17 protein-coding genes are annotated in these 14,865 nt (G+C 54.7%); 5 read left to right on the top strand and 12 right to left on the bottom strand.

Annotated features, from left to right (window positions below; all coding sequences use genetic code 11):
- Positions 1–6: 6 nt before the first annotated feature.
- Positions 7–282, top strand: a complete 276-nt coding sequence (locus Z948_RS17915) for an I78 family peptidase inhibitor (RefSeq protein ID WP_025058834.1) — start codon at positions 7–9, stop codon at positions 280–282.
- On the opposite strand, the gene paaK is transcribed toward Z948_RS17915, so the two are convergent.
- Together paaK and paaI are read right to left on the bottom strand one after the other, a co-directional pair.
- Entirely contained in the window at positions 279–1,589 is a 1,311-nt protein-coding gene (gene paaK / locus Z948_RS0106900; protein ID WP_025058833.1) for a phenylacetate--CoA ligase PaaK, read from the bottom strand. The genes Z948_RS17915 and paaK overlap by 4 nt on opposite strands.
- The gene (gene paaI / locus Z948_RS0106895; protein ID WP_025058832.1) at positions 1,586–2,026 is read right to left on the bottom strand and encodes a hydroxyphenylacetyl-CoA thioesterase PaaI; all 441 of its coding nucleotides are present in this window, start codon (positions 2,024–2,026) and stop codon (positions 1,586–1,588) included. Before paaI ends, paaK begins: the two co-directional genes overlap by 4 nt.
- A gap of 117 nt (positions 2,027–2,143) precedes the next feature.
- Between paaI and Z948_RS0106890 the strand changes: the two genes are divergently transcribed.
- The gene (locus Z948_RS0106890) at positions 2,144–2,503 is read left to right on the top strand and encodes a DUF2794 domain-containing protein (protein ID WP_025058831.1); all 360 of its coding nucleotides are present in this window, start codon (positions 2,144–2,146) and stop codon (positions 2,501–2,503) included.
- A 105-nt stretch (positions 2,504–2,608) separates the two neighbouring features.
- Here the strand turns inward: Z948_RS0106890 and Z948_RS0106885 are convergent, their stop codons facing one another.
- The 3 genes from Z948_RS0106885 to Z948_RS0106875 form a co-directional block, all read right to left on the bottom strand.
- Positions 2,609–3,400: a C40 family peptidase gene (locus Z948_RS0106885; RefSeq protein ID WP_025058830.1), complete on the bottom strand. Its 792-nt coding sequence runs from the start codon at positions 3,398–3,400 to the stop codon at positions 2,609–2,611.
- Positions 3,397–4,779, bottom strand: a complete 1,383-nt coding sequence (locus Z948_RS0106880; RefSeq protein ID WP_025058829.1) for a leucyl aminopeptidase family protein — start codon at positions 4,777–4,779, stop codon at positions 3,397–3,399. The genes Z948_RS0106885 and Z948_RS0106880 overlap by 4 nt, the downstream gene beginning before the upstream one ends.
- A gap of 71 nt (positions 4,780–4,850) precedes the next feature.
- A complete protein-coding gene (locus tag Z948_RS0106875) occupies positions 4,851–5,231 on the bottom strand; it encodes a hypothetical protein (protein WP_025058828.1) in 381 nt (126 codons plus the stop codon).
- A 260-nt stretch (positions 5,232–5,491) separates the two neighbouring features.
- On the opposite strand from Z948_RS0106875, the gene Z948_RS18415 reads away from it, so the two are divergent.
- Complete coding sequence (locus Z948_RS18415; RefSeq protein WP_025058827.1) at positions 5,492–6,205, top strand: hypothetical protein; 714 nt, start codon at positions 5,492–5,494, stop codon at positions 6,203–6,205.
- Here the strand turns inward: Z948_RS18415 and Z948_RS0106865 are convergent.
- The 7 genes from Z948_RS0106865 to Z948_RS18895 all read right to left on the bottom strand — a co-directional run bounded on the left by Z948_RS0106865 (position 6,202) and on the right by Z948_RS18895 (position 12,710).
- Complete coding sequence (locus Z948_RS0106865) at positions 6,202–7,824, bottom strand: DUF4139 domain-containing protein (RefSeq protein WP_025058826.1); 1,623 nt, start codon at positions 7,822–7,824, stop codon at positions 6,202–6,204. The two genes, Z948_RS18415 and Z948_RS0106865, sit on opposite strands and share 4 nt — an antisense overlap.
- 104 nt (positions 7,825–7,928) lie before the next feature.
- A complete protein-coding gene (locus Z948_RS0106860) occupies positions 7,929–8,951 on the bottom strand; it encodes an aspartate-semialdehyde dehydrogenase (RefSeq protein WP_025058825.1) in 1,023 nt (340 codons plus the stop codon).
- Between the two features lie 78 nt (positions 8,952–9,029).
- Entirely contained in the window at positions 9,030–10,205 is a 1,176-nt protein-coding gene (locus Z948_RS0106855; protein ID WP_025058824.1) for an MFS transporter, read from the bottom strand.
- Positions 10,202–10,978 carry an HpcH/HpaI aldolase family protein gene (locus tag Z948_RS0106850; protein ID WP_025058823.1) on the bottom strand — a complete coding sequence of 259 codons (777 nt, stop codon included), beginning with the start codon at positions 10,976–10,978 and terminating at the stop codon, positions 10,202–10,204. The genes Z948_RS0106855 and Z948_RS0106850 overlap by 4 nt, the downstream gene beginning before the upstream one ends.
- 145 nt (positions 10,979–11,123) lie before the next feature.
- The gene (locus tag Z948_RS0106845; protein WP_025058822.1) at positions 11,124–11,828 is read right to left on the bottom strand and encodes a winged helix-turn-helix domain-containing protein; all 705 of its coding nucleotides are present in this window, start codon (positions 11,826–11,828) and stop codon (positions 11,124–11,126) included.
- Positions 11,800–12,090, bottom strand: a complete 291-nt coding sequence (locus tag Z948_RS0106840) for a hypothetical protein (RefSeq protein ID WP_025058821.1) — start codon at positions 12,088–12,090, stop codon at positions 11,800–11,802. Before Z948_RS0106840 ends, Z948_RS0106845 begins: the two co-directional genes overlap by 29 nt.
- 119 nt (positions 12,091–12,209) lie before the next feature.
- Positions 12,210–12,710, bottom strand: a complete 501-nt coding sequence (locus tag Z948_RS18895; RefSeq protein WP_156023456.1) for a hypothetical protein — start codon at positions 12,708–12,710, stop codon at positions 12,210–12,212.
- 215 nt (positions 12,711–12,925) lie between these two features.
- Between Z948_RS18895 and Z948_RS0106830 the strand changes: the two genes are divergently transcribed.
- On the top strand, positions 12,926–13,540 hold the full coding sequence (locus tag Z948_RS0106830) for a ribonuclease HII (RefSeq protein WP_025058819.1): 615 nt from the start codon (positions 12,926–12,928) through the stop codon (positions 13,538–13,540).
- A 106-nt stretch (positions 13,541–13,646) separates the two neighbouring features.
- Complete coding sequence (locus Z948_RS0106825; RefSeq protein ID WP_025058818.1) at positions 13,647–14,747, top strand: site-specific DNA-methyltransferase; 1,101 nt, start codon at positions 13,647–13,649, stop codon at positions 14,745–14,747.
- The last annotated feature ends 118 nt before the right edge of the window (positions 14,748–14,865 follow it).

The raw sequence follows: 14,865 nt of genomic DNA, 5'->3' as shown, positions 1-14,865 counted from the left end.
AGAGATATGAAATACACGATACTTGCGGGGCTATTGTTGGCGGGCTGTGGGACAACGATTGGGACCACTGGCGGCAATGCACCGGCCGCCAAGGGGCCGGATACATGTGATGCAGCAGTGCATCAGGGGTTGATCGGGCTGGATGCCGCATCATCCCTTGCGCTGCCAGAACCAAAACGTCTGGTTGGTCCGACAGATGCTGTCACAACCGATTTCAATCCGGCGCGCAAGAACATCCAATTGGATGATACCGATACGATTATCGGTATCACCTGCGGTTAAGCCTTAGGGCGGTTATCCAGAATGCGAACGGCTTTGCCCTCTGAACGGGGCACTGCCCCGATATCCCCGACATCGACTTTGGCGCTAATGCCGACAGACTGTTTGATGGCGGCAGAAAGCTGGGCTGCGGCATCCGCGCGGGTGTCTGACCCGATATTGCTATCGGTGACCTCTGTCAGGATACGCATCTGATCCATCCGGTCAGGGCGCGCCAGCTCGATTTGAAAATGCGGCGCGAGGCCGTCGATTTTCATCAGCAGCTCTTCGATCTGGGTCGGGAAGACATTCACACCCCGCAGGATGATCATATCGTCACTGCGCCCCGTCACCTTTTCCATGCGGCGCATGCTGCGCGCTGTACCAGCCAATAGGCGGGTCAGATCGCGGGTGCGGTAGCGGATGACGGGGAACGCTTCCTTGGTTAGCGAGGTAAACACCAGCTCACCCTGTTCACCGTCGGCCACAACTTCGCCGGTCTCTGGGTTGATGATTTCGGGATAGAAATGATCCTCCCAAATGTGCAGGCCATCTTTGCTTTCGACACACTCCATCGAAACACCAGGCCCCATGATTTCGGATAGGCCGTAGATATCAACCGCGTGCATATCAAAGGCTTGCTCGATCTCTTGGCGCATGGCGTTGGTCCATGGCTCGGCGCCGAATATACCAACTTCGAGAGAGCTATCGCGCGGGTCGATCCCTTGTGCGTTGAACTCATCCAGAATGGATAGCGCGTAAGAGGGGGTTACCGTGATGCCCTTTGGTTTGAAATCTTCGATCAAACGAACCTGACGGGAGGTCATACCACCCGAAATCGGGATCGTGCTCAGCCCCAGTGTATCCGCCCCAAGATGGATGCCCATGCCGCCAGTAAACAGACCGTAGCCATATGCGTTATGAAGCATATCACCAGGCGTCATACCCGCAGCGCGCAGCGAGCGTGCAACAACGCTACCCCAGTTTTCCAGATCCTTAGCGGTATAACCCACAACGGTGGGTTGCCCCGTCGTGCCAGATGACGCGTGGATGCGTTTTACCTGCTCCTGAGGCACGGCGAACATGCCAAACGGGTAATTGTCGCGCAGGTCGGTTTTGACGGTGAACGGGAACTTGGACAGATCACTAAGGTCTTTCAGGTCGTCAGGGTGCACGCCTGCCGCATCAAATTTTTCTTTGTAAAAAGGGACGTTGTCATAGGCGTGGCGCAGCGACCATTTCAGGCGTTCCAATTGAAGGGTGCTGATCTCATCACGGCTGGCGGTTTCGATGGCGTCTAGGCTGTCGCGGGCTGGTGTGAGGTCTTTCATGTGTCGTCTCCGTGTTCGGGGAACAACTGCCCCTTTATCGTGCGTGATAGGCCGCGCATGGTTGCAACGATGCGCCCGTCTTCTCCGGTGACCATAACATCATATACGCCTGAGCGCCCTGACAGGGCCGTTTCTAGGGCCGTAGCGGTTAACAGCTCGTCTGCTTTACCAGAGGTGACATAGGTGATCTGGTTTTGTTGCGCGACGGTCAGCCGATTGTAGCTGTTGCAGGCAAATGCAAATGCGCTGTCTGCGAGTGTAAAGATGAATCCGCCATGGCAAATCTGGTGCCCGTTCAGCATTTTTGCTGTTACGGGCATGGTTAGCGTCGCTGCTCCCGGTGCGATATGGGTGATCTTCATGCCGAGATCACGAGAGGCTGAATCTTTGGCCAGCATCGTTTCGGCTGCGCGCTCCGCGCGTTCCTGTGGTGTCATTGTCCTCCCCTCCAATGCGTTTCACAATTTTTCTACCGTACCCGGTTTTGTAACGCGTTCAAGTAAATTGATGGTTTGGGCTTGATTTGCGTTTCACCTGACGCAAATCTAATGGGTATGAATATACCTACTATTCCGACACATACGACAACAGGCGGCAACGCGACCCGCCCCGTTGAGCAGGTCGCGTTTCATCGGACCGAGCTTTCTGTGATCTTATCGCTTTATGGGCGTATGGTAGCCGCGGGTGAGTGGCGCGACTATGGCATTTCCTGTTTGAGGGAGGTCGCCGTCTTTTCCGTTTTTCGACGTACCGCCGAAATCCCCCTGTACCGGATCGAAAAGCGCCCCAAGCTGCGGATGAAACAAGGCCTATATGCTGTGATCGGTGCCGATGGGCAGACTTTGAAACGGGGGCATGAGCTCAAGCCTGTCTTGTGGGTGCTTGAGCGCAAGCTTATTCGGGCCGTTGACTAGACCTAGCAACCGCCAGAGGGGGTGGGGGCAGACGGCTTGTACTTTTACCCGCCCGTTTACACGGGCGAGCATCTTGCAGGGGCAACATGAACAGCTCTGCGCAGTTCAAACAGCCGTAGGCAGCCTGCGGTGCGAGGTGACGGGCCCGTCTGTTTCTTCAATGCGGGCAATCGCTTCTTCGATGGGTTCAAAGACAGTCGCCATATAATGTGCATTGGCGTGGATGAGGGTTTCCTCATCCCATACAATGGCTACGTGGCCCTTCCAGAATAGAACGTCATTGCGTTGGGGAAGAGACCCGTCTGGCAACAATTCTCCCAGTTCGGCTTCCTGCATGTCGGTGTCACCACCACAAGGGATTGCGCAAGCACGACAGGCGGCCTGCACCAGACCAGAGCAATCAATGCCCCAGCGGCTGTTGCCACCCCAGAGGTATGGCGTGCCGACAAACTGCGCGGCGACTTGGGCAGGGTCGTCCTCAAAATGCTCGATTGGCGCAATATGCTGTTTCGGCACAAAACCATGGCTGGTGTTTATGAAACCGTCTTTCTCGCCCAACGAAGCCAACAAGCTGCCGTGGCTTAGGGCACAACGATCAATCGCCTTGAAATTGGCATTCTGATAACCGTGGCTGCCTGCGGCGGTTACCTTATGCGTGATCGGCTGGGGCTTTGCCAAGGACGATACGCCAACAAAACCGCAATACCCGTCAACAGCGGATTGCACATAGGCCCAACCGTCTTCGCGGGAATAAACGGTCACTTCTGTCCCCAAAAGCAACTGGCGGTCGCGCGCACCGTTTGGTTTGCGCAATAGGTTAACAACGCCGCGCCCGATTTGGGCCGTTTCTTTTAGCGGCATGCGGTCTGGATCGGGGGTTAGTCGTGGGTGGCTCATGGGGTCAAAATCCTGTCGATAGCATCTAGCAGCGCGCGGGTTCCTTGCCCGACGCCACCTTTAGCGCGTGCGGGTGCAGCGCTGGGTTGCCAGCCGTATATGTCGAAGTGCGCGTAGTTACTATCGGTAACGAACCGGCGCAGGAAAAGAGCCGCTGTGATGCAGCCTGCAAAGCCACCTTTGGGTGCGTTATCTAGATCAGCAATGTCGGGTTCGATCATCGATTCATAAGGCGTGTGGAAGGGCATGCGCCAAACAGGGTCGCTGACCTTTGCGGCCGAAGCCTCCAGCGCGGTTACGAAATTTGCATCATCGCTAAAATACGGGGCAAGGTCGGGGCCAACAGCTACACGAGCGGCCCCTGTTAAGGTCGCCATAGAAATGATCTGATCCGGTTTTTCCTCATCCGCAAGGGCCAGCGCATCTGCCAAAACCAACCGCCCTTCGGCGTCGGTGTTGTTGATTTCAACGGTTAGCCCCTTGCGGGAGGTCAGGATATCCTGAGGGCGATAAGCATTGTCGGATATGGAATTTTCGACTGCAGGAATGAGAACCCGCAACTGAACATTCGCTTTGGCCGCCATAATCATATGGGCAAGCCCCAGCACAGCCGCCGCTCCGCCCATGTCTTTTTTCATCAAACCCATCGACGATCCGGGTTTGATGTTAAGGCCGCCCGTGTCAAAGCAAACACCTTTCCCAACCAAGGTGAGTGTCGGGCCAGAGCCACCCCAGCGGATATCGATCAACCGAGGCGCACGATTTGCTGCGCGTCCCACCGTATGGATCATCGGTAGGTTCTCTTTTAACAGCTCGTCGCCCACGATCACATTGATGGAGGCCCCATGTGCGCCCGCAAGTTCACGCGCAGCTTTCTCTAAATCTGGCGGCCCCATATCAGAGGCAGGTGTATTGATCAGCGTTCGGGTCAAAGCTTCCCCATTCGCAATCGCTTCTACCTTCGCAACGTCGATCCCATCAGGGGCAACCAAATGTGCCCGCATCGGTGTGGCTGACTTATAGCGATCAAAACGATAACCGCTCAGCAACCACCCCAATGCCTCTACCTCGGCTTGATCATCGGGCAATCCGCTGGTGATGCGGTAATCGCCTGATGGCAGTTTTGTCGCCGCAGCAGCCAAGGCGAAGCGACCCCGCGCACGCGCGGCAGTTGACCCGTATCCCGCCAGCGCAAGCCTTGGTTGCCCTTCCGTATCCGGCACAACCAATGCTTCGCCAATCCGGCCAGAAAACCCGTTTGCCAAAACCCAAGCCTTTGTCGCTGCAGGTTGGTTTTCCAGCCAGTTCCCTAGATCATCCTGAGATATTACATTCAGATCAATTGCGTTATCAGCGGGTGCTGCAAAGCTGAGAGTCATAGGGTGGCAACCTTTCAGTGGGTATCTATTTCAACGCAGACTATCCCATCGTGCAAAGGCTGCAACCACCCTCATAGGCTGAGATCATCCATGATCCAAATAGCTGCCAGAGATTTTTCACCGATCCGCAAAAGCCGCGATAGGGTGGCTGCGATCGCCACATCATCCTGCGCATCAATTGCATGGGTTACATCGCTGGAAATCTGCGCCAGTTTGTCCATCCCGATCTGATCGGAAATCGCAATGAGAGATCGCGCATGTTTGCGCAGCTGGGTCTGGTTGTTGTTGCGCCACAATGTTTCACATTGCGAAAGCCGCACTGCGAGTTCCTCCATCGCGCGGCAAACAACGCTTTCCGCGCCTGCGTCACCCAATTGCGTATAGAGCAGCCCAAGCCTTCCCTGATCCAACTGAACCTGCTCGGATAGCCGGATTTTGATTACTTCGTTCATGTCTCACCCCTAAGTACGCCCCCACGGCAAATGGAGTTATCACGGTTTAGGGTTTTCAAATGGTTGCCAAGGAACAGCGTTTTCTTTCGAATTTGGTGTGAATTCTGCATATCGCTAGAGGCGTTCACGCGTCGAGATTTTTCAATGTGGGTCGTTGGGCGCCACGTCAATGGCGCTGTTTTACCTTTTAAATCCAATCCGTCCTGAGGGTGCGGCTCGATGTTAACGGGTCATTAACCTAGGTTGTCGCAGGCTTAGGTATGGATTTGGAATCAGTCACCCTTAGGTTACCGCGCGAATTGCTGTCAGGCGCGCAACGTGTTGCTACCGCGCAGGATGTGAGCGTTGGGCATATGGTTCGCCAGCTTTTGAAACGTGAAGTTGATCGTCAGGTGCTGGCAGGCGGTTCCAAGGTTTCCAGTGATAGCCTGTTGGACGCCTTTCGCGTTCTAGTGGGGCGAGACCTCGCAGAGGCTGCGGATTGGTCTGAATTGACCACTCGCTTAAGGTTGCACGGGTATGCTGTGCACAAGGAAGGCGATGATATTGCGCTGATAAAGAAAAGCTGTGGGACCAAGCTGTGCCATGGTCGCGATATCGGATACCCTTATGCTGACCTGAAAGAACGTCTTGGCCCGATTCCTGCTCACCCTAAATGCAGTATGAAAACAGAAACTATGCCTGCAGGTCGCATTGATGCAACGCGGTTGGCCCTGCTGAAAAACCTGTTTGCAGAGGCCAAGAGCTGGCCAGATCTGATAAACCGCCTCGCGGTTGAGGGGATGGAGCTGCGGCCTGTTGGTGCTGGTCTGGCGATCTATGTCACTTCTACAGGGCGGCATCTGTGTAACTTAGGCGCGCTTGGGCTGCGGTATCAAACTTTGGTCAAACGGTTCAGGGCAGCCATGCCTGGTCACCCTCTAGATGTTACCGGATATTTAGCACCAGATGGCTTTGTGGTGACGGGCGCCTAACGCAGCACTTTGCCATCCGGCCAGCGAATGAACTGCTCGGTTGTGATCTCTTTGTTATCATTGGCACCAATGGAAAAGTTCCATTGCATAAGGCCGCGGCGGTTATCTACGTCGGTGATGCTTGGCTGCGGCTTGGCGCTCCATTCGATTTCCAAATCGTCTTGTTCGCTGTAAGGGATCGCCTCCAACAGCTCGACATCCCATGCTTTCGCGCCAAGGTTTTCGATTTCCATGCGGATTTCCTGAGTTTGCGCATTGGTTCGGCTGATCAAGCCGCGATCCCCTTCACTTAGGTCAAGCACTGTTCGTTTTAGCCGCAAATCTTCGATCGGGCCAAAGGCCTGAACGATCTCGCCCCCCGCAGGCACCGCCGAGAAATAGCTTTGCCCTACAAGGGTACCGTCCACAAAAATCTGCGCGCTATTGGCGGCAAGAAGGGACTCTTTGCTGGCGTTTTCAGATTCCGCCATCAGAAACGCTGTCTGGTCGCTGGCTGGCACTGCACGGGCGAAAACGCGTGCGCCAAATTCGAGCGCGTCCAGCTCTACACGCGCCCCTTCGGCATTTTGGGCGATGCTGATCGGGGAGGGGAGTGTGTAGCGAACACCGGGTCCGTCAAAATTGGGTTGCGGACTAGGGGCGGCTTCCATCATTGCAGGTTCCGCAACATCCTCAGCCATACCGGCGCTGAGGCCGCTTACTGATCGTTGAAGTTTGGCCCGCAACTGGGGGTCTTCAAACCGCAGGAGGGGCGGATAAAGCTCGGATGGAACAATCTGGCCACTAGGTGTCAGGGTCGAAAGGGTCAGCGCGATGTTGTCCCAATTTTCGCCAGTGTTCTGATGCACAAGCGCGGCGCGGCGCAGCGTCATTGTGGCGTCGTCGCCTGTGGCGAGGGCGACATCATAGGTTGGTTGCCATGACGCGCGCGCAGGGTAACTAACGGTTGCGATGATTGTACCAGCCTCTTTTGCGTCAACAGACAAGGCCAGTAAGGCCTTTGGTTCCGCAGGAGGGGTAAGCGCGTCTAGTGCGGCTTTTGCATCCTCTAGATCGCGTAGCAAATCAGGGCGGGCCTCTGAAATCTGGCGTGCTTCCCGTTGTGCGTTAAGCTGGGTTTGTTTGGCGGTCAGGGTCTGGGCCTCGATCATCGCGGCCAATTCGGCCAGCGCTAGGGGATCAGAGGGCAGTGTCTCACTCGAAGAAAGGTTGCCTAGAAACGCGAGGCGCGCTTCAGCAGATTGAATGGCCAGCTCAGCGTCTTGGATCGCGTCATCCAAATCCCGCAGGGCGCGTTCCGCTAGTTTGATCTGTTCTTTGGCAGCAACAACCGCTTGGCTGTCGCTGTCTGGTTGGGGTGGCAATGCCGCTGTGCGCAACCTTGTGCTGGTAATATCAGCGCCCGAGATGCTGGCGCGAAGGCTGCCTGCGTCCACCCATTGAGGCAGGTCGGGCAAGATGATCTGATGCGCGCCAGCGGGTACCTCGACGCTTACTTCCCGAGTCACCATGGCAAAGCCAGAATAAACAGTCGCGGCCGTGGGCGATGATGTTGTGGTGAATGTTTCCGCCATAATAGGCAGCGGTAAAGCAACAAGAGCAACAGAAAGAAAACGCATAATCACAAAGTCCTTTTTAAGTCCCGTTACCATGCAATGCGTCGTTGAAAAGAAAAAGGGGCGCCCTTTCAGGCACCCCTCTAGGTCTTTGATTTGGGCGGAAATCAGCCTTTCTTGAGCACTTCACGACCCAAGAGTTCGGCGATCTGAACCGCGTTCAGGGCAGCACCCTTGCGCAGGTTGTCAGAAACGCACCACAGGTTGATGCCATTGTCGATCGTGCTGTCTTGACGGATACGGCTGATGAACGTGGCAAAGTCGCCAACGCATTCGATCGGGGTAACATAGCCACCCGCTTCGCGCTTATCGATCACCATGATACCTGGTGCTTCTTGCAGGATGTCGCGGGCTTCGTTTTCGTCCAGATGGTCTTCGAATTCGATGTTGATCGATTCCGCGTGCCCAACAAAGACAGGAACGCGAACACATGTTGCTGTCACTTTGATGGAAGGGTCGACGATTTTCTTCGTCTCAACCATCATCTTCCATTCTTCTTTGGTGTCGCCGGAATCCATGAACACGTCGATCTGCGGGATTACGTTAAACGCGATCTGCTTTTGGAACTTGTTCGGTGGCACATCTTTGATCGGGTTGTAGATGCTCTTGGTCTGTTCCCACAGCTCGTCAGCGCCCTCTTTTCCGGAACCGGAAACGGACTGATACGTGCTGACCACAACGCGTTTGATCGTTGCGCGGTCATGTAGCGGCTTTAGCGCCACAACCATCTGCGCGGTCGAACAGTTGGGGTTAGCGATGATGTTTTTGTTGGAATACTGGTGAACGGCCTCTGGGTTTACCTCAGGGACGATCAACGGAATATCCGCGTCATAGCGGTACAGCGACGAGTTATCGATCACGACACATCCCGCTTTTGCCGCCAATGGCGCGTATTTCTTTGTGGCGTCAGAGCCAACAGCGAACAGCGCCATATCCCAGCCAGTGAAGTCGAACGTATCAAGGTCTTGCGTCTTAACCGTCTTGTCGCCAAAGCTGACTTCCGTACCCAGTGACCTGCGGCTGGCAAGTACTGCGATTTCGTCTACAGGGAACTGGCGCTCGGCCAGAATGTTCAGCATTTCACGGCCCACATTGCCTGTGGCACCGGCGATAACAACGCGATAACCCATCTCGTTTTCTCCAGTTTGTGTGTATGATGGTGCGGGCCTGTTATACCGCTTTTGCCCTATTTGAAAGGGGCAGGGGCATTACGGCTTTGTATCTGTTGAAAACAGGTAAAGGATGAGGCCAATAGTCACCAACACAGCAAAGAAAAGAAGGATCATCGTGTAGGGAAGCGCGACTAGCTCTTGTTTGGAATAGGCAGAATGGATTCGCCCCGATAAGACCTGCGCAATTCCCACGCCGCCAACACTGCACAGGTTCAAAACAGTTACGCCTCGGCCAACCAGATGGCGCGGCAAAAGGCTGCGGCCATGGGCCATTAGGGCAGGGTAGGTCGAGCCAAAGAAACCAACTGCGCACATCAGGATGATGATCCACATCACATCTGTATCAATCAGCAGCAGCATCCCGATGGTTGAAAGAAGGATACCTGCACTGCCAACAAAGACGACCCATTTTCGGGTGTTAAATATTCTGTCCAGCGGGCTATAGGCCATTGGGCCGATGACCATGGCAATGCCCATGGCCAATGTGGCCTGCCCGATCAGACGTGGTTCGGCGTGGAAGACTTCGGTTAGGTAAGGGCCAATCCATAGACCGCGCAAGGCGCCGACCTCGGCATAGCTGACCAACAGCAAGGGAAAGATGAACCAAAGCGCGCGGATGCGCAGCACCTCGGCAAAGCTGCCTTTTTGCTCGGTTGGTTCTTTGACAGGGTCGCGCACGGCAAACCAGATGCCGATAGCTGTGCCGCAGGATATGGCGGCCAACCCCCAAAGCGAGGCGCGCCAGCCCACGGTCTCGGCTGCGATGGTGGTCGGGTATGAAGCGACGATATTGCCCAAGGTCCCGACGCCAACCATCAGGGCGGCCAAAAAGGCAAACCTCGCAGGTGGATGGTCCAAAGCAAAAATATAGTATGATGCCATCAAAACGGGCGCGCAGCCGATGCCAATCAGTGCCATTGCGATTGCGACGTGGGCAGGTGCGATCGCCATTGCAAAGACAGCAGCCCCGCCACCGCCGCCGATAAGCAATAGCACAGCCGCAGTACGCCGCGGACCGATGGTATCCAACGCCCACCCAACAGGAGGCTGGATCGCGGCAAAGGTGAGAAACCAAAGGCCAGAGGCAAAGGCCAGGTCTTCTGGTGTCGCGCCGATATCGGTTGCCAAAAACGGGCTAAGGACCGCCAGAAAGGCGCGAAAAAACTGGCTGAGGACATAAGCGAACGCTAGCAGCGCTATACCAGTATTCATGTTTTGGTAGCTTGCCATTTGCTTGCTAGGGCGCGTGCAGCATTTCCCAGCAACAAAACATCTGCGCCTACAGCGACAAATAATGCACCTGCTGCGATGGCGTCATTGGTCATGCCATCTTGGGTCGATAGAATGCCGGGTGCTTTTCCGGCAGAGCTGATCCGTGCCAGTGCCTCCATAATGGCGGCTTGTACGTCTGGGTGATCGGCATTGCCAATATGCCCCATGTCTGCCGCCAAATCTGCAGGGCCGATGAAAACGCCGTCAACGCCATCAACTGTCAGGATTTCATCCAGTGCTGCCAATCCCTTTAGGTTTTCCACCTGCACCAGCAGGCATATCTCTGCATCTGCGGTTTTCCCGTAATCCTCGATTGTGCTGAATTTTGAGGCTCGGGTTAGGGCATAGCCCACCCCCCGATCACCGTGCGGAGGGTAGGTGACATCACGTACCAACTGCCTTGCTTGATCCGCGCTTTCGACCATTGGCACCAATACCGTTTGCGCACCCGCATCCAACACCTGTTTCAACATATAGGTTTCGCCAACGGGAACGCGGACAACGGCATGCGTGTCGGTGCCCTCGATCACCTGTAGCTGAGATAGAATAGAGAGCAGATCATTTGGCCCGTGTTCTCCGTCAAGGACGAGCCAGTCAAAACCCGCTTGGCCCATCAGTTCGGTGGTAAAGCTATTGCCCAAAGCAGCCCAGCAGCCAAATTGAATGTTACCCTGCGCTAGGGCTTTCTTGAACATGTTCACTGGGGCTGGCATCGGTGGCTTCCTTTTCCGTAGGTTCGCCGCACAGTAGCGCCGGATTGTCGGCATTTACCAGAGGGGCCGTTCCCATGCGATCAGTCGCCCCTAAACACGGGCGGCAAAAACACCCGCGAGTGTCGCGCCATGCGCAAAGCTAAACTTAAAGAACCTTGATAACGTCCTTATCAATCGCCAGCATATAACCGCGCCGCGCGATGTTCTTTACCAGCAGCTCGCTGACCATTTGGTTGCCCAAAGTATCGCGCAGCCTTTTGATCCGTGTCGCGCCAGCAGCTTCGTCGCAATCCGCTGCAGAACGCCCCGAAATGACGGCCTCTATTTCGGACCCAGACATTACATCATCATCCATGCGGGCCTCTGCCAAAACGGCCAGCGTTTCCATCGCCGCATCGGTCAGCTTGAAACCAAGATTGTTCAGGTACACTTTGTTTTCTTCGCGGCTGATCAAAAGAGACGATACCTGAATGCCTGTCCTCTCAATCTGGGCCATGCGACGGTTGAACGTGATCAACAGGGTCAGAAAAATAATCGCAGCAATCAACATGGCGGCGGCAAAAATCAGCAGGACGCCGATTAGAATGCGGTAATTCATTAGCGTGTCAGAAAAAGCAGTGCCTGACTGCGCTAGGATCTCCAGTAGCTTGATTTCGGCAGGGGAGGTCAGATTGTCGTTCTGGATAAAGATATGTTCAACGCGTGCGTTAAACGCATTGGCATCAGGTAATGCCAGAAACATCACAACTGCGCCAATCACCAAAAGGCCGACGATTGCGCTGATACCCAAAATGACAAAGCGGCCGCCGCTGCGGCGTATATCAGAAGCGGAGGAAGTTTGATCCGGCACTCTTTTTCCTTTGCGCAAGCCCTTCTGGCCCGAAAACTGAAACAACATTCAGCAGCTTCCAGCCATTGGCACCTAGACGGTTCTTTAGCTCTGCTTTGGCAGCGGCCTTGGTGCATTGGCCTGAAACTTTGGCCACGCCATAATGTAGCCGCAACGGGTTGTCCTGTTTAGCCTTATAATCGGCATAGCAGTCCGCAGCATGGGCAGGTCCAGACAGGATGACCATGACGGTAACAAAAAGGGGAAAGCGCATGTGTTTCATAAGAGGCAGGATGCGTTTTTCTGGATTGATATTCAATATCCATAGCCAGTTATACGGGCTGCTATCTGATAACAAATGGCTGTTATTGCCTGTCTGACAGGGTCGCAGCCAGATTGATCTCATCCCGCTGCACAAAACGAACGTGCTGCACCCAAAGTATAAGGATCAATCAGATGCGCTTTCAGCTTCCTACTCGTATTGCAGGCACTTTCACAGCTGCCGTGATGGCTATAACAGCAGCGACCGCGACACCAGCCGTTGCCGATGACCACCGTACTGCCCGTACAGTGGCAACTATTTTTGGGCTCGCGGTTGTTGGGGCCCTTATTCATGAGAACAACAAAGATAAACACGAACGCCGCCAAACGCATCAGCAACAGGTGCGGAGTAAACCAGCCCCGCGCGTGCACCGCCACGGCACCAAGACCCAACCCCGCCAAAGAGCGGCGCCGCGTCCGCTGCCTCAGCGTGTGAACCGTAAAAACCTGCCTCAGCAATGTTTGCGCAGTTTCAACACCCGCAATGGGAAGGTGCGGATGTTTGGGCGCCGGTGTCTCGAGCAGAATTATAAATTTGTGAATCGCCTGCCGCAAAATTGCGCTCAGCGCGTTCGCACCCATGATGGCCGTCGTTCAGGCTTTGGTGCGCGATGCCTGCGCCAGAACGGTTACACCCTAGCGCGCCGCTAATACCGAATTCGGCGCGCTGAGTATCACCACCTTTGCGCCGACACCCGTGCGACATGTCCCGCCGCACGGGGTAGGGAGGGGAGAGATGTTCGGGCGTCTCTCCCTTTTCTCTTGCACGCGGGCCTTTAGTTCGATTTCCAAGACCTATGGAACCTGATTACACATTTGAAACCGCCGCCCGCGAAAACGGGTACACGAGGATTGCAGGAGTGGATGAAGTGGGCCGTGGCCCTCTTGCCGGTCCGGTAACTGCCGCCGCTGTTGTGCTAGACCCCGCGCGCATCCCCGAAGGCCTGAACGACAGCAAAAAACTGAGCCACAAAAAACGCGAAGCGCTTTATGCCCAGATCATGGAGGTGGCGGATGTGTCGGTTGCCCATGCGAGTGTCGAGGAGATTGACGAACATAACATCCTGCGCGCCAGCCATATCGCGATGGTGCGCGCATTGGAGGGGCTAAAGACCCCAGCAGACTATTGTCTGATCGACGGAAATATGATCCCGCGCGGATTATCCCTGCCTAGCGAAACAATCATCAAAGGTGATGCCCGTTCTGTTTCCATTTCGGCGGCCTCAATTATGGCCAAAATATGTCGGGATTATGTCATGTTGTCCCTAGCGCAACAGCACCCCGGCTATGGATGGGAGACCAACATGGGATATGGATCAAAAAGACACATGTCTGCGCTTCAAAGTTTGGGGGTGACCCCACACCATAGACGTTCGTTCAAACCGGTACACAATATCTTGTGGCAAGAATAATTCTGAAAACTTTGTTTCAAAAAACGAATTGACCACGAATCACTCTGTCGCCATCCTAGTCAGCAACCAACGAGTGCAAAAATGCACCGCGGACAGAGGCAGAGTTATGACAGTAAAAACGAAGGAAGCGCAGGCGCTTCCCCTGAACACGATCCTTGATGGAGATTGCATCGAAGTGATGAACTCACTTCCCGAAGCAAGCGTGGATCTGATCTTCGCAGATCCCCCATATAACCTTCAATTGCGTGGCGATTTGCACCGCCCTGACAATTCCAAAGTGGATGCAGTCGACAACGACTGGGACCAGTTTGACAGCTTTGCTCTTTATGACAAATTTACCAAAGCATGGCTCAAGGCCGCGCGCCGCTTGCTTAAACCCAATGGTGCGATCTGGGTCATTGGCAGCTATCACAACATTTTCCGTGTTGGTGCCGCTCTTCAGGATCAGGGTTACTGGATTTTGAACGATGTGGTTTGGCGCAAGTCGAACCCGATGCCGAACTTTCGCGGCAAACGTTTTACCAATGCCCACGAGACAATGATCTGGGCCGGCAAAGATGAAGCCAGCAAATACACCTTTAATTATGAAGCGCTAAAGGCGCTGAACGAAGGCATCCAGATGCGCAGTGATTGGGTTTTGCCAATCTGCAATGGCCACGAACGTCTAAAAGACGAAAACGGCGATAAAGCGCATCCAACCCAAAAACCAGAAAGCCTGCTACACCGCGTGCTGGTTGGCTCAACCAACCCAGGTGATGTGATCCTTGATCCGTTCTTTGGCACGGGCACTACAGGTGCTGTAGCTAAAATGTTGGGCCGTGATTTCATCGGCATCGAACGCGAAGAAGCCTACCGCAAGGTCGCAACAAAGCGGATCGCGAACGTTCGCAAGTTTGACAACGAAGCACTGCAAACAACAACGTCGAAACGCGCGGAACCACGTGTGCCTTTCGGCCAGCTGGTTGAACGCGGTATGCTACGCCCAGGCGAAAACCTTTATTCCATGAACAACCGTCACAAAGCCAAAGTGCGCGCCGATGGCACGCTGATTGGTGATGACGTAAAAGGGTCCATCCACCAAGTCGGAGCAGCACTGGAAGGTGCGCCTAGCTGTAATGGATGGACATACTGGTGCTACAAGAAAGAAGGCAAACGCGTGCCTATCGATGTCTTGCGCCAGCAGATCAGAGCCGAAATGCAGGTCTGATCCACCCCGAAATTCGAACACCGCCAGTGTCACTGCGCCTTCCAATTGAAGGACCGCAATGATGACACTCACCTTGGCCCCGCCTTTATGGCGGGGCTTTTTTTGTTCTTTGTTTGAA

Origin of the sequence: Sulfitobacter donghicola DSW-25 = KCTC 12864 = JCM 14565, assembly GCF_000622405.1 — a bacterium.
Lineage (GTDB): Bacteria > Pseudomonadota > Alphaproteobacteria > Rhodobacterales > Rhodobacteraceae > Sulfitobacter > Sulfitobacter donghicola.
Note: the sequence above shows the minus strand (reverse complement) of the source record. Positions and strands in the feature narration are given on the sequence as shown.